Genomic DNA, 24,207 nt, shown 5'->3' on the forward strand with positions numbered 1-24,207 from the left:
GGGGGGGGGCGGGGGGCCGGCCCCCCCCCCCCCCCCCCAACGCTCGTGCGAAAATATCCAGATGCCCAGTTCCCCGAGTTCCCCGCCTCCCCCGTCCTCCGCGGCCACAACTGCCCACGGCACCCGCCGGGGACGTCCGGGGTACGACCAGCAGACCGTGCTGAATATCGCCGTCGACGTGTTTAACCGCCACGGCTACGAAGCGACCTCGATGGGCATCCTCGCGGAGAACCTGGGCATCACCAAGTCAGCGATCTACCACCATGTTCCGTCCAAGGGCGACCTGCTGCGCCTCGCGCTGGAAAACGCGCTCGGCGGCCTGGAGGGCGTGCTGGATGATCCGCGCGCTTCCACCGGCCCCGCGGATGCCCGCCTGGAATTCGTGCTTCGGGGCACCATTGAAGTCCTGACCGAGCGGCTGCCGTTCGTCACCCTCCTGCTGCGCCTGCGCGGCAACACTGAAATTGAACGCGATGCCCTGGAGCGCCGCCGCCAGTTCGACCGCCGCGTCTCTGAACTGGTGGACGCCGCCCGCGCGGAGGGCTCCCTGCGCAGCGACATCGATCCGCGCACCACTACCCGGCTGCTGTTCGGCACGATCAACTCGATCGTGGAGTGGTACAAGCCCGGCGGCTCGCTGAGTGGCCAGAAGCTCGCCGACGACATTATTTCGATGGTCTTCGAGGGCCTGCACGACAAGCGCTAACCCCTACTCTTAACCACCGAGAGGCCAGTTACGGCTTGTTTGGAGCTCCAAACGAGCCGTAACTGGCCTCTCGGCGATGGGAGGGGAAGTGCTAGGCGCGCTTCTTCTCCACGAGGGTCAGCACGTCGTAGGTGGCGACGATCTCATCGTTCTGGTTGTGCAGGACGGCGTCCCAGGCAACCTCGCCGTACTCGTCGGTTTCACGCGGCGTGATCTTCTTCGCCGTGAGGGTGACCCGGATGGAGTCGCCGGCAGCCACCGGAGTGATGAAGCGCAGGTTCTCCAGGCCGTAGTTGGCCAGTACCGGTCCCGGAGCGGGCTCCACGAACAATCCGGCACCCCAGGAGAGCAGCAGGTAGCCGTGCGCCACTATGCCCGGGAAGAACGGGTTCGCTTCGGCAGCGTCCTGGTTGGTGTGGGCGTAGAACGTGTCGCCGGTGCTGTTCGCGAACGCGGTGATGTCCTCGAGCGTGACCTCGCGCAGTTCCGAGGCCATGGCGTCGCCGACCTTCAGCGTCGAGAGGTCCTTGCGGAAGGGGTGCGTCTCATCGAAGTTCTGGTCGGCACCGGTGTGCCAGACTCCGGTGATCGCGGTCAGCATGTTCGGCGAACCCTGGATGGCGGTGCGCTGCATGTGGTGCTTGACGGCGCGGATGCCGCCGAGCTCCTCGCCGCCGCCGGCGCGGCCGGGACCGCCGTGGACCAGGTGCGGCACGGGCGAGCCGTGACCGGTGGAGGTACGGGCAGTTTCCCGGTTCAGCACGTGCACGCGGCCGTGGTGGCCGGCGATTCCGGAAACCAGTTCGCGAACGGTCTGCGGATCGTTGCTGCAGACCGTGGCCACGAGCGAGCCGCCGCCGAGTGCTGCCAGGCGCACCGCGTCGTTCGTGTCCTCGTAGCCGACCACCGAGGCGACCGGACCGAAGGCCTCAACGGAGTGCAGTGCTTCCGCGTTGGGATCATCCCAGGTCAGCAGCACGGGAGCCATGAAGGCACCGTCTTCAGCGACGCCGCGGCTGCCGTCTGCCTGGACGCTCTCCGGAGCGTCGAGGGAGCCGAAGGCGATCTTCGCGCCGGCGTCGAGCAGGGCCTGGACGGAGGAGCGGACGCCGTCGCGCTGCTCCACGGACGCCAGGGCACCCATGGTGACGCCCTCGGCCCGCGGGTCACCGAGCACAACGCGCTCTTCGATGCGCTTGGCGGCGGCCGCAACGACGTCGTTCACCAGCGCCTTGGGCACGATGGCGCGGCGGATCGAGGTGCACTTCTGGCCGGCCTTGACGGTCATTTCCGTGACCAGCGATTTTACGTACGCATCAAATTCCGGCGTGCCGGGAACGGCGTCCGGACCGAGGATGGAGGCGTTCAGCGAGTCGGTTTCGCTCGTGAAGCGCACCCCGCCTTCAATGACATTGGGGTGGTTCTTCAGCTTGTTGGCGGTCGACGCCGAACCAGTGAAGGAGACCATGTCCCGGTAGTCCAAATGGTCCAGCAGGTCCCGGGCGGAGCCGGAGATCAGCTGCAGCGAACCTGCCGGGAGGATCCCGGATTCGATCATCATGCGCACGGCGGCTTCGGAGAGGTAGCCGGTGGGCGTTGCGGGCTTCACGATGGTGGGAACACCGGCGATGAACGCAGGAGCGAACTTCTCGAGCATGCCCCAGACCGGGAAGTTGAAAGCGTTGATCTGCACGGCGACGCCGGGGATCGAGGTGTAGACGTGCTCGCCGATGAAGGAGCCGTCCTTGGAAAGGACCTCGGCTGCACCGTCGATGACGACCGTGGAGTTGGGCAGTTCGCGGCGGCCCTTGGAACCGAAGGTGAAGAGCACGCCGATGCCGCCGTCGATGTCCACCAGGGAGTCGATCTTGGTGGCGCCGGTGCGGGCGGAGATTTCGTAAAGTTCCTTGCGGCGGCCGTTGAGGTACTGGGCCAGTTCCTTCAGCTTCAGCGAACGCTGGTGGAAGGTGAGGCCGGCCAGTCCGCGGTGGCCCACGGTGCGGCCGTGCTCCACGGCGGCTGCAATGTCCAGTCCGTCGGTCGACACCAGGGCGAGGATTTCACCGGTGCTGGCGTCCCGGACCTCGGCTGGGTTGGCGGCGGCGCTTTCCGGGGTCCACCACTCGTCCTGGACGAAGCTGGGGACGACTTGCACGTCTATGGCGGTTGAGGTCATCTTTGACGGACCCTTTCGATACTGGACGTTTGTTTTCCTGACCGGGCGAGTTCCGCTGGCTGCGGCTTCCACCGGACACAGCGATAACTGACCGGACGGTCGGTAATGAATCCAGCCTACATGAGAGTGCCCTGCGGCACACTATGCAATGCCCCGGATCCGGCTTTTTGACTCGCCGCTGCGCCGGCTGCCACACCACGTGTTTGCTCCTGTCCGCGCCGGGGCTACCGTGGGCCCGGACGACGACGGAAGGTACGACGATGAACCGTAACCCCATGCGCGGCTGGGCGAAGGCAGGCTTGTTGCTGTTTCTCGGAATGGGCCTGGCTGCGGGCGGCGTAGCCGCTCCGGCGGCTGCCGGCGGACAGGACCGCGGACACCACCACGGGTGGGACCGCGGCTGGGACCGCGGCTGGGACAGGGACCGGGGCCGCGGCGGAGAAGTGGATTACGTTGCCCTGGGTGACTCCTACGCGTCGGGTTTTGGCGGCGGGCCGCTCCTCGATGCCTGCGGCCGCACTGCAGAGGGGTACCCGGCCCTGCTGGATGCCCTTCGCCGGGTGGATCGGGAGGCGGATGTGACGTGTGCCGGCGCGACGGCGTCGAGCACTCCCCCGGGTGCCCCCGCCGGACCCGTGGACCTGCCGGAGCAGATCGCCGCCCTGCGCGCGGATGGTTCCCTCAACCGCGGCACCGACTTGGTCACCGTCACGATTGGCGGCAATGACGTTCAATTCGGTGCCATCGTCCAGGCCTGTATCGGTCCGGTGCTGCCGGAGACCTGCGCCCCCGCCATAGCGAGTGCGACCGCCTACGCGCAGACCACCCTTACGGCGCAGCTGCAGGAATCCCTCCGCCAGGTTCGTCAATCCGCACCGCGGGCGGAACTGGTCCTCGTCGGTTATCCATATCTGTTCGAGGCCGGACCCGCGGGACCGCTGAGCCCGGAGGCGGTGGCGCTGTTCAACCAGGGAACGGATGCGCTGAACGCGGTGCTGGCCGGACAGGTACAGCGCGGAGAAACCTTCGTGGATGTCACGGATGAGTTCGCCGGGCACGGCGTGGGGTCCGCCGATCCCTGGATCACCCTGGGCGGCGAGTTTCCGCTGCACCCGAATGCCACCGGCTACCGCGAAGGCTATCTGGCGGCCATCACCGCAGATGTCCATCTGGGGCATGGGAAGGACCACTGCCGCGGCCGGCGGTAACCCTCGTCCTTCCGAAAGAAGACGCTGCCCGGGACGGATGTCACCCGCACCTGCTAACGTGATCATTGCTTCACGAGACATGGCCTCCGCACCTTCCCGGTGCGGAAAAGCTCCGACTGGCCATGCACCAACCCCACTGTTCGGCGGGTGGTTCGGATGACGAAGCGGCCCGCGTCCAACCGGAGCGGGCAAGGACACTCTCTTTCGAAGGACACGCTGTGATTCCCTCCAGTGACCCGCGCTGCACCGCCTTTGCCCCCGGCCACAAGATCCATTGGATCCACGGCGGGCGGCTCAACCGCTACGAGGACTGGATCGACGTCGAAGTCCACGCCGATCCGGAGCTGGACCTGATTTACCTGGTCCTCGCCGGGCAGCAGCAGCTCATGTGGCACCACGATGTTCCGCTGCTCGCCGAAGCCCTCGCGACCAGCCCAGGGCAGCCCCAGTGGTGCCCCCGGTATTCGTCCCTGATGGTCCGGGGCGCCTTCGAAGGCCGCAACCGGAGTTCTTTTTTCTACTTGGCCACTACCGAGCGGGCGGCTCCCTGCCGGGGACGGGTTCCGCGACATGATCTGAGGATGCAGGACAGCGATTCCGCGTAGGGCAATACTTGACCCTGACACTGTGGAAGGCAGGAGAACTGGAGCATGTTATCCATCGGAGCGTTCGCGCAGATCGGCCAGGTTACCCACCGCATGCTGCGGCACTGGGACACCGCCGGACTGCTCGTTCCCGCCCACGTGGATGAGTTCAGCGGCTACCGTTCCTACGATCCCGCTCAGCTCGAGCGGCTGCACCGGATCGTCGCCCTCCGTTCCCTGGGGTTCGGCCTGGAGGATATCTCCGCGCTGCTCGACTCCGGCGTGGACTCGGAGCGGATCGCCGCGCTGCTGCGCCTGAGGCAGGCAGAGGTCGCGGAGGAGGCACGGATAGCTGCTGCACGGCTCATTGACGTTGAGCGCAGGCTCCACCTCATCGAAAAGGAAATGCACATGGCCCAGATCGAGATCATTGAAAAACCCCTTCCTGCGCTCCGCCTGATTGCCCGCACCGCGGTGGTGGCAGAACAGCCGGAGGTACCCGGCGTCGTCGGACCATTGTTTGATGCCGTCGCAGGGCTGCTCTCACCAGCGGAGGCTCCCGCCGGCGTTCCGGTCGCGCAGTACGACATGGGCGAGGACGGCATGCGGATTACCGCCGGTTTTGCCGGCTCAGGCCCGGTCCCCGACGGCGCCGAAGCAGTTGAGCTGCCCAGCGTTCCGGCAGCCATCTGCGGAATCCACCTTGGCGCCATGGACGGCATCGGCGGGAGCTGGCAGGCGGTCCACGCTGAGATCATTGCCCGCGGCCTCACCCCCTCGGGTCCGTGCCGGGAGGTGTATCTGAGGTCGGAGTCCGAGGACCAGGCTGACTGGGTCACTGAGCTGCAGCAGCCCGTCGCCAGGGCGTAGGCTGCCCAGCCGCGGCGGTCAGGCCTGAGGCACGTTGGTTTCGGGGAAGGAGCCGCATGGACACAGCACAGGTGCGGTTGTGGTGGCTCCCGGTTGGTGCCGGGGGCCGCGTGGTGGTCCACACCAGCCGCTGGTGGGAGCTCTGGCGCGCGCTGCGCGAGCGGCGCCGTCCCCGGCCCCTGTTCCACGCAGCACTGGAAGTCACCGCGCGCGGTTCCCGCTATGCGATTGAAATGACCCCAGCGTGGGGCCAGGGCACCGGGCCGCGCGGAATCGTGGCCACGGGACCGGTGGGACTCCGGTTCCTCGGACGGCTCAGGCTGTTCCGGTATGAGGTGCGGTGCTGGCCGAACGGGGTCATACCGGACCTCGCCTTTGCGCCGGAACCGCCCCTCGTGTTCAACCTGGACGCTGCCGGGGCCGATGCCCTGCTTGCCCGGGTGCCCCAGGTGCCCCTGACGGTGTGGGGTGCGAAGATGCCCGGTGGCGACATGTGGAACTCAAACTCCCTGGTTTCCTGGCTGCTGCAGACCAGCGGTTGTGACGCCGCAACCCTGCAGCCCCCACAGGGCGGCCGGGCACCGGGCTGGTTTGCCGGCATTGACGCCGCCCACCCGCAGTCTCCCCCGCCGGCGGAAACCGAACAGCGGCGTTAACGGCCGCAGCCCGCATCCCCCGCCCTAAGGGGCGAAGCAGGCGGGCTGCTGCTCAGGGCAACCTAGCTCCAGTCGAAGAAGCCCTTGCCGGTCTTGCGGCCAAGCTCTCCGCGGGCCACCTTGTCCCGGAGGATCTGCGGCGGCTCGAAACGGGGGCCGAGCGTGGACGCCAGGTACTCGGCGATGCCGAGGCGTACATCCAGCCCCACGATGTCCGTGGTCTTCAGCGGGCCGGTCGGGTGTTTGTAGCCCAGGACCATGGCAGCGTCGATGTCCTCGGCAGAGGCAACGCCTTCTTCGACCATGCGCATCGCTTCCAGGGCAATGGCCACACCCAGGCGTGAGCTGGCGAAACCGGGAGCGTCATTGACGACGACGGGCGTCTTACCCAGGTCTGCCACCCAGGTCCGGGCGGCCTCAGCGAGCTCTTCGGACGTCTGCTTGCCCAGGACCACCTCGATGAGGGTGGACGCGGGAACGGGGTTGAAGAAGTGCAGTCCGCAGAACCGCTCCGGACGCCGCAGCTTATCGGCCAGCTCCGAAACGGACAGCGAGGACGTGTTCGAGGCCAGCCAGGCGTCGTCGCCCAGCTGCTCCTCCACAGCGGCCAGCGCGGCAGCCTTCAGGGCGAAGTCTTCCGGAACTGCCTCGACGACCAGGCCTGAGCCGGCAAAGTCGGCATAGTCGGTGGAGACGCTGAGCCGGGCAACCAGGGCATCGAGGGTCTCGTCCGTGGTGCCGCGCTCAACGCTCTTGGCGAGGTTGGAGGCAACGCGCTCGTACGCCGCGCTTGCCGCCTGCTCATCGCGCTCCACGACGACGACGGCAGCACCGGCGGTGCAGAAGGCGTGGGCAATGCCCGCGCCCATGCGGCCGCCGCCGAGAACACCGACCTTGGAGGGAACTGTCATTTCTTTTTCTTCCTTTCCAGGAATGCCTGCATGCGGTCGAACTTCGCCTCGGACTCGAAGAGGATGCCCTGGGCGAGGGTGTCGATCACGGGGTGCGCCTCGGCGGGCGCGTGGAACACGGACTTGGTGATGCGGACGGCCAGCGGGTCCTGCTTGGCGATCCGGTCGGCCAGGGCGTTGGCCGCGTCCATCAAGTTTGCCGCGTCGTGAATCTCGGTGACCAGGCGGGCTGCCAGGGCCTCCTCGGCGTTCAGGATCCGTCCGGCCAGGAGGATTTCCTTGGCCAGCGGTTCCCCGACGAGTTCCTTCAGCCGCCAGGTGGCGCCGGCTGCGGCCATAATGCCGAGCGACGTTTCCGGGTTGCCGATCTTCACGGTCGGAGTGGCAATCCTGAAGTCGGCGGCGAAGGCCAGCTCCGCTCCCCCGCCCAGCGCGTAGCCGTCCAGCGCGGCGATGACCGGCATGGGCAGCTTGGCGATGCGGTGGAAGATCGTCGAGTTGATCCCGCGCAGGGCGTCCTCGCGGCGGCGTTCACGCAGCTGCGCGATGTCCGCGCCGGAAGCGAAGATTCCGTCGGTGCCGGAGAGGATCAGGATCTTCGGGTTGTTCTCGAGCTCGGCGCAGAGGGCATGCAGCTCGTCGACCATGGCCTGGTCGATGGCGTTGCGGACCTCGGGCCGGTTCAGGACCGCTGAGATGCGGTCTTCCCCGATGGTGACCTTGAGCGTGGTGAAGTGCGCGGAGACTTCCGCGAAGTCCGGCACTACACGGCCTCGATCAGCATGGCGGTTCCCTGGCCGACGCCGACGCACATGGTTGCGATGCCGTGCGAGGCGCCTTCGCGTTCCATGCGGCCCAGCAGCGTGATGGCGATGCGGGAGCCGGAGGAGCCCAGCGGGTGGCCGAGGGCGATGGCGCCGCCGTCGTTGTTCACGATTCCCTCGTCAACGCCGAGGCGGCGGATGCACGCCAGGGACTGGGTGGCGAAGGCTTCGTTGAGTTCGAAAGCGCCAACCTGGTCCAGGCTGATGCCGCTGCGCTGCAGGACCTTCTGCGTGGCCGGAACCGGACCGATGCCCATAATCTCCGGCGGGACACCGGCGGAGGCGCCGTCGACGATCCGGGCGCGGGCGGTGAGGCCGTATTCCTTGATAGCGCGCTCGGAGGCGATGATGATCGCCGAGGCGCCGTCGTTCAATGAGCTGGCGTTGCCTGCGGTGACGATTCCGCCGGGCTTGACCACCGGGCGCAGTTTGGAGAGGACCTCCAGGGTGGTGCCTTCGCGGGGTCCTTCGTCGGTGTCAACAACGGTGTCGCCCTTGCGGCCCTTGATGGTGACGGGAACGATTTCGTCCTTGAAGCGTCCGGCGGCGATGGCAGCCAGGGCCTTTTCGTGCGAGCGGACGGCGAACGCGTCGGCGTCTTCGCGGGAAATGCTGTCCGTGGAAGCCAGTTCTTCGGCGGTTTCCGGCATCGAGTAGGTCATCTTCCCGTCGCGGGAGAGATCGCCGGAGACGAAGCGCTCGTTGGCGAAGCGCCAGCCGATCGAGGTGTCGAAGGTGTCTCCGGGCTTGGCGAACGCCTTGGTCGGCTTCTCGGTAACCCAGGGGGCACGGCTCATCGATTCAGTGCCGCCGGCGATGACGATGTCCGCGGCGCCTGCCTTGATCATGTGCGAGGCCATGATGATCGCGGAGAGGCCCGAGGCGCAAAGGCGGTTCACGGTGATGCCCGGGACGGTGTCCGGGAATCCTGCCAGGAGGGCAGCCATGCGTGCCACGTTGCGGTTTTCTTCGCCTGCTCCGTTGGCATTGCCCAGAATGACTTCGTCCACGACGGCGGGGTCCAGGCCTTCGCGGGCTACGAGTTCACGCAGTGTCAGTGCTGCGAGGTCATCGGGACGGACGCTGGACAGCGCACCTCCGTAGCGGCCCACCGGGGTCCGCACTCCGCCAACGAGAAAAGCCTCAGCCATGTCTGCTCCCAAAGAGTTGCCAGTTTGCCGCCGGGCTTCGCTGCCCGCACGGCTGCCGGATTTACCGACCAATCGTTCTATAAACAATCGCAGAACAGGCAGGGGCGGTCAAACACGTGACGGTTCTTCCGGGGCATTCGGGTAACGCAGCCGCATACGACGCCGATACTCCGTAAGGTCGATTTCGCCCCCGATCTCCGCCACAAGGTCCGCTACGTCCCGCCGGTCCGGAGCAGTCCATCCCGCACACCAGACGGCAGCACAGGCCTCCCGCACAGCAGTGGCCTCGCGCTGCGGCAGGTTCCGAAAAAGCGCCGGCCACCTCAGAAGGGCGTCCAAGCCTGCAGGAATGGGCTTTGGTGCCATCCAGTTGGGCTGCATGCCCTGCAGCCGCAGCATTGCGTCGTCGTGGAACTCAAGCATCATTCCCCCTGCCATATGTGCCGCCCAGTCTAGGGGCAGGCCCGATTCCGGACGGCACTTGTCCGCATTATGAAGGCCGCACGGCCGAAGCTGCTCTAGGTTTGGCCCTATGGCTTACGACATCCAGATCTGCATCGACTGCAAGAACGCCCACGACCAGGCCGACTGGTGGGCGGAAACCCTCGGCTGGCCGGTCGAGGAAACCAACCAGGACTTCATCGACGAAATGCTCGCGAAGGGCTTTGCCTCCCCGGATGACGTCATTGACCACAACGGAACCCGAATGTGGGCGGCCGGATCAGCGGTCCTGCAGCCGGTTCCGCCGGGATCCCCGGTGACTCCCATGCGCATCCTGTTCCAGCCGGTTCCGGAGCCCAAGACGGTCAAGGACCGGATCCACCTGGACATCCGGCTCTCTGGCGAGGACATCAACGCCACCCGCGCAGCCCTTGAAGCCCGCGGCGCCACGTTCCTCTGGGAGGCCAGCCAGGGTCCGCATCTCTGGTACACGATGGCCGACCCGGAGGGCAACGAGTTCTGCATCAGCTAAGCTGCCGCAGCACGCAGGCCGTGCCTCCTGCGACCAGGAGAACCACAATCAGGGGCAGCCGCAACACCGCGGCGCCAGCACCAGCCAGCACGCCGGCGATCCTCTGCCAATCTGCCGGCTGCTGTCCGTCGTACAGGGTCGAGGTGACGGCGACGCCGGCGAGCACCACTCCGATTGCTGCATCAGCCGTTCGGTCGGCAGCTTCGGACAAGGCGTCCCGCGGCCCCAGAGCCACTCCGGCCAGGCGCACCAGGTAGGTAGCACCGGCCAGGACTGCACAAGCAACCAGCACCTCAGCGTCCACCATGACGTCCTCCCACAGGAAGCATCAGCAGAGCGAGGGCTGCCAACGCCACCATGGGAGCTGCCCCGCCGGGAACCAGCGGGGCAGCGGCCGCGGCAATCACTGCCCCGCCGGCGACGGTCACCGCCGTGCGCCGGTCCCGCAGGTTCCCAAGAAGCATGACCAGGAGGACGGCGGGGAATACCGCGTCCAGCCCCAGCACCGCAGGGTCGGCGACCACATGCCCAAGAACTGTTCCCAAGCCGGCGCCAAGGGGCCACGCGCACAGGACCGCTCCGCCTAAGCCCCAAAAGGCCCTCCGCTGTGCGCTCAGGCCGTCCGCCCTCGAGGCGTAGGCAACGGTCTCATCATTGATCAGGTGCGCCCCTGCCAGACGTGCCCACCCCGACCCGAGGTACCGGGACGCAGCAAATCCGTATACACCGTTTCGCAAATTGACGACCAGCGCTCCCAATGCAGCAGCCAAGGGCGATACCTCCGCTATAAGGCCTCCCACGAACAGCAGTTCGGCTGAGGCAGCCAGCACGGTGACGGCAAGCGCCACCGTCAGCCACGGGGGAAATCCCGCCTGGACGGCGAGGGCACCATAAGAGACCCCGACGACCAGCACGGCCGCTGCTATAGACCATGATTCGGCGGCGCTCCACACCGGTTTGCTTATTCTGAATGAACTCATGTTCATTATAATGAACACAGCACCTAACCATCGTCAACGTCCTGCAGGCAGTTTCGTATAGTGAACGGATGGCAGATCCCGAACTTCAACAGCGCATCGGAGCAGCAGTCCGAAGGGAACGGCTCCGCGCCGGCTGGAGCGCAGCCGAGCTGGCTCGGCGGGCTGGCATCTCCAAGGGGAACGTGTCCCAACTCGAATCGGGTACGGGCAACCCGACCGTGGAGACTCTGTGGGCGCTTAGTGATGCACTCGGCCTCCCGTTCTCTTCGCTGGTGGACCCCGGGGCCGCCGGACCTGTCCTGGTCAGGGCAGACGCCGCGCAGGAGGTTCCCGCCACGTCGGCCAACTACAACGCATCGCTGCTCTCCGCATGCCCTCCCGGAGCACGCCGGGACATATACCTGGTTAAGGCCGAACCCGGTGAGGCAAAGCGGTCCGCGCCACACCAACCGGGCACCGTCGAGCACGTGGTCCTCATCGCCGGATCCGCCGCCGTCGGCCCGGACACGGAAACCGTACTGCTGCAGCCGGGCGACTATCTGGCGTACCGCGGTGACGCACCGCACGTTTTTCACGCCAAGGAGCCCGGTACAGCGGCGATCATTGTGTCCGAGCTCCGCTGACCGTTCGGACTTATTCCCTGAACCGGGCTGTGACAGCAGCCAGGCACCGGCGTTACTACTGCAGCAGCTCCGCCGGCACCGCATAGGTCAGGACCACGGCCAGCAGGTTCTTCGCCGCGTGCACAAAGTAGGACAGCATGAAGTTGTTGCCCGCCCAGACGTAGACCCCCACCAGCACAGCTCCCATGGCCAGATACGGCACCAGCACTGCCAGGGAGAACTCGGCCTCGCCGAGGACGTGGATGCCGGAGAACAGCAGCACCGAGAGCAGGCAGCAGATCCAGATGTTCCAGCGTTTCGAGAGCTTGCCGATCAGCAGGTGCCGGTAGATGTACTCCTCCACGAACGGAGCCAGCACAACAAACAGCGGCACGATCAGCCACGGGGACACCGACGTCATCAGATCCTGTGCCGCCACCTGGTTCACTGCGGTTTCCGGCGGGCCCGTGAGCAGAACGAGGATCATGGTGGCTACCAGCATCGCGATGATGGACAGCGGAATGACACCCAGCGTGAGCCAGGGCCGGGTCGCCAGGATCCGGGCTTCCCGGACTGCATAGGCCCGGGCTGCAATGAACGCGAGGATTCCGGCGATCAGGTAGAACGTGAAGTTCACTGCGTACGACGCCGTTACCGGGTCCTGGATTACGGCCGTCACCGCGAGCGCAGCTGGAGTCAGGCTCAGCAATGCCATCGCCCCGATGTAGAAACCAAGTGCGGCGCCGTCGCCCCTCGAGAACCGGTAGGACAGGGGCGGCTCCTGCAGGACGGTACGGCGGCGTGAGCGGGCCGGGAGGTCAGGTGTTGCCATCAATCCACAGTATCGGCCCGGCCGGGCGCAGGCATCAGCCGCCTGCTATTCCGCAGCCAATTCCCGCTCGCGCGCCAGGAGTCCATCCAGCCCGTCCAGAATGATCCCCAGACCAAATCCGAACTCGTCTCCGAAGGCATAGGCCGGCTGCATCACGCGGTACATGGCCGTTTCGGCGAGGTAGGGCAGGTCAGACGGGGAAAAGGACCTCGCCATTGCCTCCACGACCTCGGGGTCTGAGTCCGGAGTGCCAACGGGCAGGCCCGCCTCCTGCAGCGCGAACCCGTAGATATAGCTGTCCAGCAGCGCATACGCATGCCCTGCTCCCTCAATGCTGAAACCAGCCTCCCGCAGCACGCGCAGCACAGCATTGTGGTGCTGCAGGGTGGCAGCGCCCGGAGACGTGCGCGTTTCCAGCAACCCCACCGACCAGGGATGCCTGGCAAGGGCGCTCCGCAGGGATGCCGCCCGGTGTTCCATCTCCCGGCGCCACGGCCCATCCGACGGCAGGTCGACTTCCGCGAAGACGAGGTCCACCAGGCCGTCCAGGATTTCATCCTTGTTGGCAACGTGGTGGTAAAGGGACATGGGCTTGACCCCCAGTGCCTGCGCCAGTGAGCGCATGGTGAGCGCACTGAGCCCGCCTTCATCAGCGAGTTCGACGGCGCGGCGGAGCACCAGTTCGCGGGTCAGCGGGCGGCGGGAGAAATCCAGTTGTTCATTCATTTCCGCCAACTCTACCGCCGCCTTACTTTGTACGGTAGCGTCTGCCTTACTAAGTAAGGTAACGATGCCAGGAAGGGCTTCTTATGTTTGGAACCAGCTCCCGATCACCCCTCAGCCGAACCGTGCCCGGGCAAGGCGCCGCCCTGCCTCCACAGATGACCGCCGTGGTTCAGGACGGTTACGGCGGCACTGACGTACTCAAGATAAAAACGCTGCCGCTTCCGGTTATCTCGGCAGGCGACGTCCTCGTCCAAGTGCACGCCGCAGGACTTGGACGAGGAGCCTGGCACGTGATGACGGGGACTCCCTATCTGCTCAGAGTGTTCTTTGGTCTCCGTTCCCCTCGCCGGCCGGTGGCGGGGCACAACCTGGCCGGGACCGTCATGACCGTCGGCGAGGGTGTCACGCGGTTCAAACCCGGAGACCGGGTGTACGGCATCGGGAAGGGCTCCTTCGCCGGCTACGCCGCGGCACTGGAACGCAAGCTGGCGCCGATGCCCGAGGGCCTGGATTTCGAACAGGCTGCTGCCGTCCCGGTCTCCGGGCTTACCGCGCTTCAGGCCGTAGCCGACGTCGCACGGGTCTCCAGCGGGCAGCGGGTCCTGGTCACCGGCGCATCCGGCGGGGTGGGCAGTCTCGCCGTGCAGCTCGCCGTTGCGGCCGGCGCGGAGGTCACCGGTGTCTGCTCTGCCGGCAAGGCCGGTTTTGTGCGTGGTCTGGGGGCGCAGAACGTCCTGGATTACCAGTCGGAGGACTTCGCCGCGTCAGCGGGTGCCTACGACGCGGTTATCGACATTGCCGGTAATCCGCCGCTGGCCAGGCTTCGGCGGGCACTGAAACCGGGCGGAACCGCTGCGCTGGTGGGCGGTGAGGAGGGCGGCAGGGTGACCGGAGGAATGATCGAGCGCCAAATAGCCGGAAACTTCCTCTCAATGCTGGACCGGGACCACCGGCGGTTCAGGAACGTCCTGGCGAAGGAGAGCGGCGCGGAACTGGAGCGGCTGAACGGCCAGCTGGAATCGGGCGCTGTTGTGCCGCACATTGACAGCCGGTTCCCGCTGGCTGACGTCGCGTCAGCCATGGCAAGACTCGAATCCGGCCAGGTACAGGGAAGCATCGTCCTGACGGTTTCCGGAACGTGACGGGCAGCTCCCGCGGCCGACCGCTCCGGCATTACACCGTCAGTTCGGTCATCACCGCGGGCATGGCTTCGAGCAGTTCACTGGCGAGAAAACTCAGCGGACCCTTTGAAGAAGACAGCCGGTCCCCCGCCGCGGCGTGCAGGTACGTGCCCCAGCAGGCCGCCTGGTCCGGCGATGCGCCGCGGGCCAGGAAACCTGCCACTGCGCCGGCCAGGACATCTCCGCTCCCGGAGGTGGCCAGACCTGGATTCCCCGCCGGGATTTCCCAGGCACGGCCGTCCGGAGCGGTGATCCGTCCCTTGCTGGTCACCACCGCGCCGTAGAGACGGGCGATTTCCAGGGCTGCGGCGTCGGCATCCTTCACCTCGTCGGTGTCCAGCAGGCGTGCGGCTTCCGTGCGGTTGGGCGTGAGCACCAGCCGGCCGGAGAGAAGTTCACGAAGTTCCGGCAGTCCGGGCAGGACGCCCAGTGCGTAGGCATCCAGCACCACGGCTGCCTCCTCCGGGATCCGGGAGCTGATACTGCGCAGCAGGTCGGCGGTGTCTTCGGCGTTATCGAATCCGGGTCCCACCACCAGCACGTCCGCCGTCTCAAGGTCGGCGGCCAGCACATCGCCGGCAGCGTTGCCGTTGATCCGTTCACCCTCCTCGGGAAGCCCCACGGTGCCGCATTCGGGCAGCGCAACGGCAGTGGCAACGGCCGCCGAAGCGGCTACGGCAAGCGTCAGCCGGCCCGCACCGGCACGCAGCGCCGTCCTGCCGGTAAGAATCGCAGCGCCGGGAGTCCGCCGGGCACCGCCAACCACCAGGACCGTGCCGCGGTCGTCCTTGCCTTCGGCGTCGCGGGAGACCTGCCAGGACCGCAGCAGCGCGGGGGTGACCAGCTCAGCGCGGGTGGACATTCTCATCTCCTGCATGCTCGGTGACCGGGGCGCCGCCTGCGGCCAGATGATCGACGCCGTTGAAAGCGGCAACGTTCCAGAAGCCCGTGCCGGAAGGACGCACCAGACGGGTGATGGAGCCGTTCCGGACGCTGCTGGCAGCGGCGATGTCCAGCAGGTCCGCTTCCAGGAGACCTTCACACACATAACGAAGCAGCAGGATCACGGCGTCATGGCAGACCACGGCCACCCGTCGCCCGTCGTCGGCGTCGTCGAGGTCCCGCAGCAGCGAGCGCAGCCGGAGCGCGACGTCCGCCCAGGACTCCCCGCCCGGGGGACGGTAGACGAACTTGCCCAGCCACTGTTTCCGTTCGGCTTCGGCCGGATAGCGGGCGGCGACTCCCCGGGACGTCAGCAGGTCCAGGATTCCCAGCTCCCGGTCGCGCAGGCGTTCATCCACCCGGAAGGGGGCCATTCCGGCCAGTTCCGCGGTGTGCCGGGCCCGCAGGTACGGGGAACACCAGACGGATTCCGGCCGTTCGTCCGCGGGCAGGGACGCCAGCCAGGTGCCCAGCGCCACGGCCTGCCGTTCACCGTCGGGACTCAGCGGGACGTCCGGGTCCCGGAGCCCTACGTCGATCACTTCGGCTCCGGACTGCTGGGCGTAGGTCGCGGCGACGTTGCCGGCGCTCTCGCCGTGGCGGATGAGGATCAGTTCGATAGCACCCATCGTCCGACTCTACTCCCGGCCCCGCGGACGCCAAGCCTGCGGCGGCGAAGCGAGGCACTCGTCGGTCTTTCCGCCGCTGCAGCCATCCCCGGAGCCCGGGTTCTGCCGCCGCGATAAACTCGATCCGTGAGCACACATCTTCCCGAGCAGGTTTCTGACATCTTCGATCCCCGGCAGTGGAGGGTGGTTGGCGGCTTCGACGATTTCCAGGACATGACCTATCACCGCCAGGTGGAGCGCGACGCCGACGGCGCCGTCGTGCGCGACCTTCCCACGGTCCGGATCGCCTTCAACCGCCCGGAGGTCCGCAACGCGTTCCGTCCCGGTACCGTTGACGAGCTGTACCGGGCCATGGACCATGCACGGATGACCCCCGATGTCGCGACGGTGCTGCTGACCGGCAACGGTCCCTCGCCGAAGGACGGCGGGCATTCCTTCTGTTCCGGCGGAGACCAGCGGATCCGCGGCCGGGACGGGTACCGGTATGCAGATGGGGAGACCCAGGAAACCATCGACCCGGCCCGCGCCGGACGGCTGCACATCCTGGAGGTCCAGCGCCTGATGCGGACCATGCCCAAGGTGGTCATCGCCGTCGTCAACGGCTGGGCTGCCGGCGGCGGGCACAGCCTGCACGTCGTGGCGGACCTGACCATCGCTTCCCGCCAGTACGGCAAGTTCAAGCAGACGGACGCGACGGTGGGCAGCTTCGACGCCGGCTACGGTTCAGCGCTGCTGGCGCGCCAGATCGGGCAGAAGCGTGCCCGTGAGATCTTCTTCCTCGCCCGCGAGTATTCCGCCGAGGACATGGTGGCCATGGGCGCCGTGAACGAAGCCGTGGAACACGAGAACCTTGAGAAGGTGGCCCTGGAATACGCCGCCGACATCGCACGCCAGTCCCCCCAGGCGATCCGCATGCTGAAGTTCGCCTTCAACCTGCCCGACGACGGCCTGGCCGGCCAGCAGGTGTTCGCCGGCGAAGCGACGCGGCTGGCCTACATGACGGACGAGGCGGTTGAAGGCAAGGAAGCGTTCCTGGCCAAACGGGACCCGGACTGGTCCTCCTTCCCCTACTACTTCTAGGACGCCATGGAACTGCTTCCCGTCCACACTCCCGCCGGCTTCAATGCCGGTGATCTGCTGCCCCCGCTGGCGGCAGCGCTGGCCGGGGAAGGGCCCGCCGTTGCTCCGCACGCCGACCCGGCGCAGACCTTCACCGGGGAACTGACCAATGACGATGTCGCGCTGGTGATCAGTACGTCCGGCTCCACCGGAACTCCGAAGCAGACCATGCTCAGCACGGACGCACTCGCGGCCTCCTCGATGGCGACGGCGATGCATCTGGGCAGGGACGGCCAGTGGCTGCTGGCCCTGCCGGTCCACTACATCGCCGGCGTCCAGGTGCTGGTCCGCTCCCTGTTTGCCGGAACGGAACCGGTCCTGCTGGACACTGGTTCCCCTTTCAGCCCGGAAGCCTTTACGACGGCAGCCCAGGCGATGACCGACCGGACCCGGCTGACGTCCCTGGTGCCCACCCAGCTGCACCGGCTGCTCACGGATCCGGCTCCTGACACCCTGTCCGTGCTGCGCAGGTTCGACACGATTCTGCTCGGCGGCGCTGCCGCCAGCCCGGTGCTGATGGCCGAAGCCGCTGCCCTGGGGCTGAAGGTGGTGCGCACCTACGGCATGAGCGAGACCGCCGGAGGCTGCGTGTACGACGGCGTTCCGCTGCCCGGTGTCGAAGTGCAGGAGGACCAGGGACGGCTGTGGATCGCCGGGGACATGCTCGCCGACGGCTACCTCGGCGCCCCCGAACTCACCGCGGAGCGGTTCGCCTTCCACTCCGGCAAGCGCTGGTTCCGCACTGACGACACCGGGTCCGTTGCCGCAGACGGAACCGTATCCGTTTCCGGAAGGCTCGACGACGTCATTGTCACCGGAGGGGTCAAAGTCTCCGGCGCTGCCGTTGCCGCCGCGGCCGAGCAGCTCGCCGAGGTCCGCGAGGCAGTTGCCCTCGGGCTTGAGGACCCCGAATGGGGCGCCGTCGTGGGCATCGTCGTCGTCGGCTCCGTGGACGCGGACCTGCTCAGGAACACCATCCGCTCCGTCCTGGGTGCGCCGGCGGTCCCCAAGGTCGTCGTGGAACTGGAGCGGATGCCGCTGCTGCCCGGCGGCAAGACCGACCGCGTGGCCATCCGGAGGCTGCTCGCCGCCGCCCGCGGCTAGCCCCACTCGCCTCTCCTGTCATCGAGATGACAGAAAGTGCACGTCTCAGCGCTGAGACGTGCACTTTCTGCTATCTCGATGGGTTGGGGCGGCGTTTTCGCGCTCCCGGCGGCGGTGCGGGAGAATGAAGCTGGCCGGCAGGACCGCATCCTGGCGGCGGGCATCAGCCTAAGAAAGCCGACGAAGAAGGATTGACTGTGGCAACACCGGCGCAATGGTTCGAAGGAGCACGTCCGAGGACTCTGCCGATGGCAGTTGCCCCGGTGATTATCGGCACGGCAGCGGCGTATGATCTCGGAGGCTTCCGCTGGGTGAACGCCCTGCTGGCCGCCGTTGTGGCCATCCTCCTGCAGGTGGGCGTGAACTACGCCAACGACTATTCCGACGGCGTGCGCGGCACAGATGACAACCGGGTGGGCCCGCTGCGGCTCACCGGTTCCGGCGCGGCCGCGGCGAAGCACGTCAAGTACGCAGCTTTCGCCTGCTTTGGCGTTGCCATGGCTGCAGGCCTGGCACTGGTGGTCCTCTCGCAGGCCTGGTTCCTGCTGCTGGTGGGCGTGGGCTGCATCGCCGCTGCATGGGGCTACACCGGCGGGCGCAACCCCTACGGCTACATGGGCCTGGGCGACGTGTTCGTCTTTGTGTTCTTCGGGCTGGTAGCCACGCTCGGAACCACGTTCACGCAAGCCGGGCAGGTCAGCGGCGCGGCATGGGTTGGTGCCATCTCTACCGGCCTGATCGCCACGGCGCTCCTGATGGCCAACAACGTCCGCGACATTCCCACCGACCGCGAGTCGGGTAAACGGACCCTGGCTGTGCGCCTGGGGGACGACGCCGCGCGGATCAGTTACGTGATGATGCTCGCGGTGGCACTGCTGCTTCCGCTGCTGCTCGTGGGTGACTACCCCTGGGTGCTGCTGGTCCTGCTGCTGCTGCCTGCGTGCCTGATGCCCAGCTGGCTGATGCTTAAGGGCAAGAAGCGCCGCAGCCTGATCCCGGTCCTGAAGCAGACCGGGCTGATCAACCTCGGTTTCAGCGTGATTTACGGACTGGCCCTGGTGCTGACCCGCCTGCTGGCTTAGCACCGTCCCTCCCCGGCACCGGACGGTTTTGCACCAGCATGACGGTCAGCTGCCCAGCAGGCGGCGCTCGTGGGCGAAGGACACCAGCTGGATCCGGGTACGCAGCTCAAGCTTGTCCAGTACGTTCCGCAGATGGGACTTCACGGTGGCCTCGGAGACGAAAAGGTTCTGCGCTATCTCCTGGTTGCCCAGCCCCTTGGCTGCCAGCAGGAACACATCGCGTTCCCGCGCCGAAAGCACCGCTATTGCAGACAGGTCCGGTTCGCGCGGCGGCGCGCTGCGGGCCGCATGCTCGAACAGTGTGTGGATGGATCCCGGCGCAATCACGGAATAGCCCGTATGAACTGTCCGGATCGCTGCGAGGAGGAACTCCGGTTCGGCGCTCTTGAGCAGATACCCGCTCGCTCCGGCCTGGACGGCCTGGACTACCGCCTGGTCACGGTTGAACGTGGTCAACGCGATGATCCGCGGCGGTTCAGTGCCAGCACTTTCGGCTTCCGCGACGATCCGGCGAGTGGCCTCCACACCGTCCAGGACAGGCATCCGCAGGTCCATCAGGATAACGTCGGGGCGTTGTTCCGCGGCCAGCTGGGATGCCTGCAGTCCTTCTCCGGCGTCCCAGCTCAAGACCATGTCCTTCTGGCTCTCCACCAGCATCCGGATGCCGGCAAGGAACAACGGCTGGTCGTCGACCAGGGCTACAGAAATCCGGGTGTCCGGCTCAGGCATCTTTGTTCTCCCGTACCCGGCTGCCTAAGGCCAGCCCTGTTCGCTCCCCGGGTTCAGGTTTGCGTTGCTCCGGAACTTCCACCAGCGTCTCGGCCGGGCGGCTGTCCGCGGTTCCGTACGGGAGGAACAAAGTCACCCGGAACTGCTCACCGTCCGGACCTGCCGTAAGCCAGCCACCGGCCAGGTGGGCCCGCTCCCGCATTCCGGGGATCCCCCGGCCCGTCCGCACCTCATCCGCCTCTTTCGGAGTCCGGTGCGGGCGCTCCGGGTCCGAGGCCGCGTGCAGGGTCAGTCCCGGACCGCTCCAGTCGAAGTGGAGCCGAACGGCAGTACCGCGCCCGCCATGCTTCAGCGCATTGGTCAGGCATTCCTGCACGATCCGGAAGACAGCGAGCTGCTGGCCGCTGGAGAGCTCGATGGGCACTCCCGAAACTCCTTGACGGATTTCAAGGCTGCTGCGCATACCGCCAATCAGGCCTGCGATGTCATCCATCTGCGGCTGCGGTGCCCTCATCACCTCATCCCCGACTCCCTCGATCACCCGCTGGGCATCCACCAGCGCGCTCCGTGCGGATCCGGCGATGGTTTCCAGCGCCCTGATCACCGGCTCGGGCTGATCCTTCACCGAATAGCGAGCACCGTCCGCCTGCGCCGCTATGACTGCCAGCGAGTGTGCCAGGACGTCATGGAGGTCGCGTGAGATACGGGTCCGTTCCTGCTCCACTACCAAATCGATTTCCCGGTCCTTCAGTGTGGACTGCGCCAGCTCCCGGGCCCGGAAGAGGCTCCCGCGCTCCTGGACCAGCGCCAGCAGCAGGCCCACTGCGAAGCAGCCCGCGGCGATGAGCTCCAGCATGATGAACACCTGCGGTCCAAAGGCCGTCAGGGTGGTGCGGTCACCCATGTAGAGCGCCGGGAACCAGCCGGCTCCGTTTCCGTAGCGCCACGAGAGCAGCAGAAAGGTGACCACAGCAGCGAATACCGTGTTGGCGGCGAAGGCGATAATCCGGATTCTGCGTGTACAGGTCCAGGCGATAAGTCCCAGGGCCAGAAAGCTTCCAAGATAGACCGCCCAGTTGGTATGCGGAGGCGGCACAATCTTCAGCAGCTGGCCGGCCAGAAGCATCGCCGTCAAGGCGAGGGAAAGGACGGGCCAGCGGACTGCAACACCAATGGCGCCTGTCAGCACAAGCACGGGAAGAGTCTCATCCCAGAACATGGGCAGGAACCCAATCCTCGGGCCAGGACGGCCCGCGTTGACCAGGCACCACGTCACAAAGAAGACGCCGGCTGCGGCTGGAGCCGCCCAGCGCCGTGCGCTGGAAAGGATGGATTGCATAGCAGTAACCCTAGCGATGCTTAGGCATCCAAAGCGGGCAGGAACGCACGGCCCCGGATAATTCACACCTCAGGTGTATCCGATTCATCCCCAAAGCCAGTCCGGTAGGCATTCACCAGCGCGCATGCCTGGCCAGCGGTCCCGGCGTCGGGCATTGAATACACAAACCGCTGCCTAAAACCTGCCGTGACCACCAGCGCAGGCCCGCTTCGCATGATGAACCCGGTGCTGCCCCCGGTCAGCCGGTAGCCCCAGCCGCCGAAGTCCATGGCGTTGATATCCTCTACCGCCGCCGCCCGGATCTCCGCCTGAGACAGGGACATCAGTTTCCAGAACCCGCCGGCCAGTACACGGATGCCGTCGGGATCAATAACGATCTTTCCCTGGCAGAAGATCCACATCAGCGCCGCGGCCGGAATCCCCAGAAACCCCAGCGCCGGGACAATGAAGACCAGGCTCAGCGCCACCAGCGCACCGATGCCAAGGCTAAGGAGCCATTTGGCCGGCCCCATGGACACACCGATGACCAGCGGCTGGTGCGCCGCGGCTGCCTGGCGTGCGGCCCGGGTCAGCGGTGATTCTTCGTTTCCGGCGGCCTCATCCTGCGCGGAAGTCTCCCGGCTCTGCTGCCGGTCCGGCTCGGCGGGACGGTAAAGCCACCCGCAGATCCCGCCGGCCAAGACCGCCAGCACTACCGAGACCCAGATCACCGGGGCGGATGCCACGGCCTGCGCCGGGTTGCCGAGCCCCAGTTGGCCGGCGACGACGGCAACGGAAAGTCCGGTCATCGCCAGTCCGAGGGCGATGCCAAACCCGACACCGAATCGTGAAAGGGTCAAGGACGAGGCCCGGGCCGCGACTGCGAGCCCCGCGCACAGTGCACCGCTGCCGCCGCCGGCGAAGACGGCAATTGCTGCGTGGCCGGGCAAGGACATGTAGCCGTCCACGCCGTCGGGCCCCCAGTGGCTGGCCAGCGGATCAGGCAGGCGATCAGCAGCTGTCAACATCCAGGCCGCGGCCAGCAGGCCGACGATGATCGGTCCCGCCGTGACGCCGATGAGCCAGCGCGCGTTGTAACGCTTATCAGCTCCGGCCCTGCCCAGCGCAGTGTCGACACCCGTCTGCACGTCCATCCCCCATCGTCAGGTTCCCGGCGAGCGGCCGGGCAAAACAGTCCGACGACCCTAACAGAATCTGCGGGGCCGGTGGGGTTTCAGGGTACGGCTAGGAGTCCCGGGATTTGCGCGGCTTGCGGTCGGAGTCGATCGCCACGTCCGGATTGCTGTCCAGCATGGAGTCCTCGGCCGCCGAGTCATCCAGCTCTGCGCGGTTGCGCGACGGCGGAGTTTTTTCGCTGAAACGGCTCTGCAGGGTGACGGCGGCGGCGTCGCGCATATCGCGGAAGAACAGGTATGTGACGCACCAGGCCAGGACCGCTGCCACCAGGGCAGACAGCACGAGACCCAGCTGCAGGTACAGCCCTGCAACAAAGAAGACGGCCACCAGACCAAGGCGGAGAGCGGTAAATTTCCAGAAAGCCACGTTCCTATTCTACGGGCACGCCCGGACCAGGCCTCGCGGATCGGCGCGCAGCCGTGAAGGAAGTACCGCAGATTGCGTTGAACAGCACCCAGTCAGCCTCAAGCTGACTCCACTACACTGGGGTCATGCCCCGCCTCGTACTCCTCGGCGTCATCGTCGTCGCAGCCGTCATCATCTACGCAGTCATCGACTGCCTTATGTCCCGTGCCCACGAAGTCCGGAGCATTTCCAAACCTGCCTGGATCGCTGTGATTGTTCTGCTGCCGGTTCTGGGTGCCATTCTGTGGTTCCTCTTCGGCCGGCCCGGCCGCCGGCCGGAGCCCAAGCCCCGCGCACCGCGCCACCCCACTGCCCCGGACGATGACCCCGAGTTCCTCCGCAACCTGGAGATCCGCCGCCGTCAGAAGCAGAAGGAAGAAGAGCTCAAGCGCCGGGAGCAGGAAATCGCCGACCGGGAGAAGCGTTCAAAGCAGAACGACGACGAGAAGCCGAGCAGCAACTAGCTCGAGGCCCAAAGCAAAAGCCCCGTTCCATCCGGAACGGGGCTTTTGCTTTGCCCTGCTGTCTTTTCGTCCGCAGCGTTCCATGGCCGTCCGCCGGACGTACAATTCCTGCATCGCGTCGTGGAGGATGGCTCCCCGGGGCCTGGGATCTCCCCTTTTCCTCGGAAGGGAGCAATCACATGACCGACAGCCCTGATGCCGGAGGGAAGGCCACGGCGGCCTCCCCGGGAGAGCCTGCCGGGAAACGGCGGCCGGACATTGGCCCTATCTGGGCCGGATTGATAACGGGCGGGCTGGCCCTGGTCGGCACGGCCATCGGTATTGGCGTCAGCGGCCAGCAGGAGCGCGAAAGCTTCCTGCGTAATGAACGGCTGGACAGGTACTCCTCCCATGCCAGCGCAACACAGATCTTCCTGCTGGACCTTGACACATGGGCCGCAGCTGCAGAGTTCCAAAGCGATGGTGAAGCGCAGGCACGGGCCGACGCCGAAGAGTCCTACCGGACAGCCGTTGAAGCAGCCTGGGATGTCCGCCTTATCGCGCCTGCCGAAGCCGAAGAAATAAACCAGCTCATCGCCCAAAAACTCGATAGCGCCTACGCCGTCCTGGCGAACGGATACAGCGAGGGAGAGAGCGATGAGCTGCAGGACCTGGGCGCTGAAGTGAATCGACTCGTCTCAGACCTGGCTGAGCACGCCAGTACCGGAATCCGGCCGTCCGGGCCCGCCGGGGAACACCAGCTGTCCCTGACCGGAGGTGACGGGGACATCTACACCTGTGAGCGGGCACCGTGAGCTGCTGAAAACCCCGCCCCGGCCGAAGCCGGAACGGGGTTCTG

General features: G+C 66.5%; 28 protein-coding genes and 1 riboswitch. Of the genes, 13 read left to right on the forward strand and 15 right to left on the reverse strand.

Features of this window, described 5'->3' with window-relative positions:
• Positions 1–61: 61 nt before the first annotated feature.
• Positions 62–706, forward strand: coding sequence for a TetR/AcrR family transcriptional regulator (locus TVB01_RS13695; protein WP_422456471.1), 645 nt, complete (start codon positions 62–64; stop codon positions 704–706).
• A gap of 91 nt (positions 707–797) precedes the next feature.
• On the opposite strand, the gene paaZ is transcribed toward TVB01_RS13695, so the two are convergent.
• Positions 798–2,882 carry a phenylacetic acid degradation bifunctional protein PaaZ gene (paaZ, locus tag TVB01_RS13700; RefSeq protein WP_422456472.1) on the reverse strand — a complete coding sequence of 695 codons (2,085 nt, stop codon included), beginning with the start codon at positions 2,880–2,882 and terminating at the stop codon, positions 798–800.
• A 260-nt stretch (positions 2,883–3,142) separates the two neighbouring features.
• Between paaZ and TVB01_RS13705 the strand changes: the two genes are divergently transcribed.
• The 4 genes from TVB01_RS13705 (at position 3,143) to TVB01_RS13720 (ending at position 6,200) form a co-directional block, all read left to right on the forward strand.
• Entirely contained in the window at positions 3,143–4,090 is a 948-nt protein-coding gene (locus TVB01_RS13705; protein WP_422456473.1) for an SGNH/GDSL hydrolase family protein, read from the forward strand.
• Between the two features lie 68 nt (positions 4,091–4,158).
• Positions 4,159–4,291: riboswitch (SAM riboswitch) on the forward strand.
• Between the two features lie 17 nt (positions 4,292–4,308).
• Positions 4,309–4,695: a hypothetical protein gene (locus TVB01_RS13710; protein WP_422456474.1), complete on the forward strand. Its 387-nt coding sequence runs from the start codon at positions 4,309–4,311 to the stop codon at positions 4,693–4,695.
• Between the two features lie 45 nt (positions 4,696–4,740).
• Complete coding sequence (locus TVB01_RS13715) at positions 4,741–5,544, forward strand: MerR family transcriptional regulator (RefSeq protein WP_422456475.1); 804 nt, start codon at positions 4,741–4,743, stop codon at positions 5,542–5,544.
• 56 nt (positions 5,545–5,600) lie between these two features.
• Positions 5,601–6,200, forward strand: coding sequence for a hypothetical protein (locus TVB01_RS13720; RefSeq protein WP_422456476.1), 600 nt, complete (start codon positions 5,601–5,603; stop codon positions 6,198–6,200).
• A 62-nt stretch (positions 6,201–6,262) separates the two neighbouring features.
• On the opposite strand, the gene TVB01_RS13725 is transcribed toward TVB01_RS13720, so the two are convergent.
• The 4 genes from TVB01_RS13725 to TVB01_RS13740 form a co-directional block, all read right to left on the reverse strand.
• Complete coding sequence (locus tag TVB01_RS13725) at positions 6,263–7,111, reverse strand: 3-hydroxyacyl-CoA dehydrogenase family protein (protein ID WP_422456477.1); 849 nt, start codon at positions 7,109–7,111, stop codon at positions 6,263–6,265.
• Entirely contained in the window at positions 7,108–7,875 is a 768-nt protein-coding gene (locus tag TVB01_RS13730) for an enoyl-CoA hydratase/isomerase family protein (RefSeq protein ID WP_422456478.1), read from the reverse strand. The genes TVB01_RS13725 and TVB01_RS13730 overlap by 4 nt, the downstream gene beginning before the upstream one ends.
• Positions 7,875–9,086, reverse strand: coding sequence for a thiolase family protein (locus TVB01_RS13735; RefSeq protein WP_152226202.1), 1,212 nt, complete (start codon positions 9,084–9,086; stop codon positions 7,875–7,877). The genes TVB01_RS13730 and TVB01_RS13735 overlap by 1 nt, the downstream gene beginning before the upstream one ends.
• Before the next feature lie 108 nt (positions 9,087–9,194).
• Entirely contained in the window at positions 9,195–9,524 is a 330-nt protein-coding gene (locus TVB01_RS13740; RefSeq protein ID WP_387012761.1) for a hypothetical protein, read from the reverse strand.
• Positions 9,525–9,618: 94 nt separating this feature from the next.
• Between TVB01_RS13740 and TVB01_RS13745 the strand changes: the two genes are divergently transcribed.
• Positions 9,619–10,059: a VOC family protein gene (locus tag TVB01_RS13745; protein WP_152226179.1), complete on the forward strand. Its 441-nt coding sequence runs from the start codon at positions 9,619–9,621 to the stop codon at positions 10,057–10,059.
• Here the strand turns inward: TVB01_RS13745 and TVB01_RS13750 are convergent.
• Complete coding sequence (locus TVB01_RS13750; RefSeq protein ID WP_400486220.1) at positions 10,052–10,366, reverse strand: AzlD domain-containing protein; 315 nt, start codon at positions 10,364–10,366, stop codon at positions 10,052–10,054. The two genes, TVB01_RS13745 and TVB01_RS13750, sit on opposite strands and share 8 nt — an antisense overlap.
• Complete coding sequence (locus TVB01_RS13755) at positions 10,353–11,039, reverse strand: AzlC family ABC transporter permease (protein WP_400486218.1); 687 nt, start codon at positions 11,037–11,039, stop codon at positions 10,353–10,355. Before TVB01_RS13755 ends, TVB01_RS13750 begins: the two co-directional genes overlap by 14 nt.
• A 68-nt stretch (positions 11,040–11,107) precedes the next feature.
• Between TVB01_RS13755 and TVB01_RS13760 the strand changes: the two genes are divergently transcribed.
• Complete coding sequence (locus tag TVB01_RS13760) at positions 11,108–11,662, forward strand: helix-turn-helix domain-containing protein (protein WP_400486216.1); 555 nt, start codon at positions 11,108–11,110, stop codon at positions 11,660–11,662.
• A gap of 55 nt (positions 11,663–11,717) precedes the next feature.
• Here the strand turns inward: TVB01_RS13760 and TVB01_RS13765 are convergent, their stop codons facing one another.
• Together TVB01_RS13765 and TVB01_RS13770 are read right to left on the reverse strand one after the other, a co-directional pair.
• The gene (locus TVB01_RS13765; protein WP_422456479.1) at positions 11,718–12,473 is read right to left on the reverse strand and encodes a CPBP family intramembrane glutamic endopeptidase; all 756 of its coding nucleotides are present in this window, start codon (positions 12,471–12,473) and stop codon (positions 11,718–11,720) included.
• A gap of 45 nt (positions 12,474–12,518) precedes the next feature.
• Positions 12,519–13,199: a TetR/AcrR family transcriptional regulator C-terminal domain-containing protein gene (locus TVB01_RS13770; protein ID WP_422399562.1), complete on the reverse strand. Its 681-nt coding sequence runs from the start codon at positions 13,197–13,199 to the stop codon at positions 12,519–12,521.
• A 155-nt stretch (positions 13,200–13,354) separates the two neighbouring features.
• On the opposite strand from TVB01_RS13770, the gene TVB01_RS13775 reads away from it, so the two are divergent.
• Complete coding sequence (locus TVB01_RS13775; protein ID WP_422456480.1) at positions 13,355–14,341, forward strand: NAD(P)-dependent alcohol dehydrogenase; 987 nt, start codon at positions 13,355–13,357, stop codon at positions 14,339–14,341.
• 31 nt (positions 14,342–14,372) lie between these two features.
• On the opposite strand, the gene TVB01_RS13780 is transcribed toward TVB01_RS13775, so the two are convergent.
• Positions 14,373–15,242, reverse strand: coding sequence for an NAD(P)H-hydrate dehydratase (locus tag TVB01_RS13780; protein ID WP_422456481.1), 870 nt, complete (start codon positions 15,240–15,242; stop codon positions 14,373–14,375).
• Positions 15,226–15,951, reverse strand: coding sequence for a histidine phosphatase family protein (locus TVB01_RS13785; RefSeq protein WP_422456482.1), 726 nt, complete (start codon positions 15,949–15,951; stop codon positions 15,226–15,228). Before TVB01_RS13785 ends, TVB01_RS13780 begins: the two co-directional genes overlap by 17 nt.
• A 126-nt stretch (positions 15,952–16,077) precedes the next feature.
• Here TVB01_RS13785 and TVB01_RS13790 point away from each other — a divergent pair, with 126 nt between their 5' ends.
• The 3 genes from TVB01_RS13790 to TVB01_RS13800 all read left to right on the forward strand — a co-directional run bounded on the left by TVB01_RS13790 (position 16,078) and on the right by TVB01_RS13800 (position 19,256).
• Positions 16,078–17,031 carry a 1,4-dihydroxy-2-naphthoyl-CoA synthase gene (locus tag TVB01_RS13790; RefSeq protein ID WP_422456483.1) on the forward strand — a complete coding sequence of 318 codons (954 nt, stop codon included), beginning with the start codon at positions 16,078–16,080 and terminating at the stop codon, positions 17,029–17,031.
• Between the two features lie 6 nt (positions 17,032–17,037).
• Positions 17,038–18,174, forward strand: coding sequence for an AMP-binding protein (locus tag TVB01_RS13795; RefSeq protein ID WP_422456484.1), 1,137 nt, complete (start codon positions 17,038–17,040; stop codon positions 18,172–18,174).
• Between the two features lie 197 nt (positions 18,175–18,371).
• Positions 18,372–19,256: a 1,4-dihydroxy-2-naphthoate polyprenyltransferase gene (locus TVB01_RS13800; protein WP_422456485.1), complete on the forward strand. Its 885-nt coding sequence runs from the start codon at positions 18,372–18,374 to the stop codon at positions 19,254–19,256.
• Between the two features lie 45 nt (positions 19,257–19,301).
• Here the strand turns inward: TVB01_RS13800 and TVB01_RS13805 are convergent, their stop codons facing one another.
• The 4 genes from TVB01_RS13805 to TVB01_RS13820 form a co-directional block, all read right to left on the reverse strand.
• The gene (locus tag TVB01_RS13805; protein ID WP_422456486.1) at positions 19,302–19,985 is read right to left on the reverse strand and encodes a response regulator; all 684 of its coding nucleotides are present in this window, start codon (positions 19,983–19,985) and stop codon (positions 19,302–19,304) included.
• Positions 19,978–21,324 (reverse strand): sensor histidine kinase, encoded by a 1,347-nt coding sequence (locus tag TVB01_RS13810; protein WP_422456487.1) that lies wholly within the window; start codon positions 21,322–21,324, stop codon positions 19,978–19,980. The genes TVB01_RS13805 and TVB01_RS13810 overlap by 8 nt, the downstream gene beginning before the upstream one ends.
• 62 nt (positions 21,325–21,386) lie before the next feature.
• The gene (locus tag TVB01_RS13815; protein WP_422456488.1) at positions 21,387–22,457 is read right to left on the reverse strand and encodes a hypothetical protein; all 1,071 of its coding nucleotides are present in this window, start codon (positions 22,455–22,457) and stop codon (positions 21,387–21,389) included.
• Positions 22,458–22,548: 91 nt separating this feature from the next.
• Positions 22,549–22,866: a DUF4229 domain-containing protein gene (locus TVB01_RS13820; protein ID WP_422456489.1), complete on the reverse strand. Its 318-nt coding sequence runs from the start codon at positions 22,864–22,866 to the stop codon at positions 22,549–22,551.
• A 125-nt stretch (positions 22,867–22,991) separates the two neighbouring features.
• On the opposite strand from TVB01_RS13820, the gene TVB01_RS13825 reads away from it, so the two are divergent.
• Both TVB01_RS13825 and TVB01_RS13830 read left to right on the forward strand, forming a co-directional pair.
• Complete coding sequence (locus TVB01_RS13825) at positions 22,992–23,369, forward strand: PLD nuclease N-terminal domain-containing protein (RefSeq protein ID WP_422456490.1); 378 nt, start codon at positions 22,992–22,994, stop codon at positions 23,367–23,369.
• Between the two features lie 179 nt (positions 23,370–23,548).
• Positions 23,549–24,163, forward strand: coding sequence for a hypothetical protein (locus TVB01_RS13830; RefSeq protein ID WP_422456491.1), 615 nt, complete (start codon positions 23,549–23,551; stop codon positions 24,161–24,163).
• Positions 24,164–24,207 lie beyond the last annotated feature (44 nt).

Source organism: Arthrobacter sp. 7Tela_A1 (genome assembly GCF_049311065.1).
In the GTDB taxonomy this organism is placed as follows: Bacteria; Actinomycetota; Actinomycetes; order Actinomycetales; family Micrococcaceae; genus Arthrobacter_B.

What these genes read in the sequence shown, in the direction of transcription:
- TVB01_RS13695 (WP_422456471.1), top strand. Translation starts at nt 62, where the DNA reads ATGCCCAGTTCCCCGAGTTCCCCGCCTCCCCCGTCCTCCGCGGCCACA.
- TVB01_RS13745 (WP_152226179.1), top strand. Translation starts at nt 9,619, where the DNA reads ATGGCTTACGACATCCAGATCTGCATCGACTGCAAGAACGCCCACGAC.
- TVB01_RS13765 (WP_422456479.1), bottom strand. Translation starts at nt 12,473, where the DNA reads ATGGCAACACCTGACCTCCCGGCCCGCTCACGCCGCCGTACCGTCCTG.
- TVB01_RS13720 (WP_422456476.1), top strand. Translation starts at nt 5,601, where the DNA reads ATGGACACAGCACAGGTGCGGTTGTGGTGGCTCCCGGTTGGTGCCGGG.
- paaZ (WP_422456472.1), bottom strand. Translation starts at nt 2,882, where the DNA reads ATGACCTCAACCGCCATAGACGTGCAAGTCGTCCCCAGCTTCGTCCAG.
- TVB01_RS13750 (WP_400486220.1), bottom strand. Translation starts at nt 10,366, where the DNA reads ATGGTGGACGCTGAGGTGCTGGTTGCTTGTGCAGTCCTGGCCGGTGCT.
- TVB01_RS13725 (WP_422456477.1), bottom strand. Translation starts at nt 7,111, where the DNA reads ATGACAGTTCCCTCCAAGGTCGGTGTTCTCGGCGGCGGCCGCATGGGC.
- TVB01_RS13740 (WP_387012761.1), bottom strand. Translation starts at nt 9,524, where the DNA reads ATGGCAGGGGGAATGATGCTTGAGTTCCACGACGACGCAATGCTGCGG.
- TVB01_RS13715 (WP_422456475.1), top strand. Translation starts at nt 4,741, where the DNA reads ATGTTATCCATCGGAGCGTTCGCGCAGATCGGCCAGGTTACCCACCGC.
- TVB01_RS13780 (WP_422456481.1), bottom strand. Translation starts at nt 15,242, where the DNA reads ATGTCCACCCGCGCTGAGCTGGTCACCCCCGCGCTGCTGCGGTCCTGG.
- TVB01_RS13810 (WP_422456487.1), bottom strand. Translation starts at nt 21,324, where the DNA reads ATGCAATCCATCCTTTCCAGCGCACGGCGCTGGGCGGCTCCAGCCGCA.
- TVB01_RS13805 (WP_422456486.1), bottom strand. Translation starts at nt 19,985, where the DNA reads ATGCCTGAGCCGGACACCCGGATTTCTGTAGCCCTGGTCGACGACCAG.
- TVB01_RS13755 (WP_400486218.1), bottom strand. Translation starts at nt 11,039, where the DNA reads ATGAGTTCATTCAGAATAAGCAAACCGGTGTGGAGCGCCGCCGAATCA.
- TVB01_RS13785 (WP_422456482.1), bottom strand. Translation starts at nt 15,951, where the DNA reads ATGGGTGCTATCGAACTGATCCTCATCCGCCACGGCGAGAGCGCCGGC.
- TVB01_RS13770 (WP_422399562.1), bottom strand. Translation starts at nt 13,199, where the DNA reads ATGAATGAACAACTGGATTTCTCCCGCCGCCCGCTGACCCGCGAACTG.
- TVB01_RS13830 (WP_422456491.1), top strand. Translation starts at nt 23,549, where the DNA reads ATGACCGACAGCCCTGATGCCGGAGGGAAGGCCACGGCGGCCTCCCCG.
- TVB01_RS13705 (WP_422456473.1), top strand. Translation starts at nt 3,143, where the DNA reads ATGAACCGTAACCCCATGCGCGGCTGGGCGAAGGCAGGCTTGTTGCTG.
- TVB01_RS13795 (WP_422456484.1), top strand. Translation starts at nt 17,038, where the DNA reads ATGGAACTGCTTCCCGTCCACACTCCCGCCGGCTTCAATGCCGGTGAT.
- TVB01_RS13825 (WP_422456490.1), top strand. Translation starts at nt 22,992, where the DNA reads ATGCCCCGCCTCGTACTCCTCGGCGTCATCGTCGTCGCAGCCGTCATC.
- TVB01_RS13735 (WP_152226202.1), bottom strand. Translation starts at nt 9,086, where the DNA reads ATGGCTGAGGCTTTTCTCGTTGGCGGAGTGCGGACCCCGGTGGGCCGC.
- TVB01_RS13775 (WP_422456480.1), top strand. Translation starts at nt 13,355, where the DNA reads ATGACCGCCGTGGTTCAGGACGGTTACGGCGGCACTGACGTACTCAAG.
- TVB01_RS13760 (WP_400486216.1), top strand. Translation starts at nt 11,108, where the DNA reads ATGGCAGATCCCGAACTTCAACAGCGCATCGGAGCAGCAGTCCGAAGG.
- TVB01_RS13815 (WP_422456488.1), bottom strand. Translation starts at nt 22,457, where the DNA reads ATGGACGTGCAGACGGGTGTCGACACTGCGCTGGGCAGGGCCGGAGCT.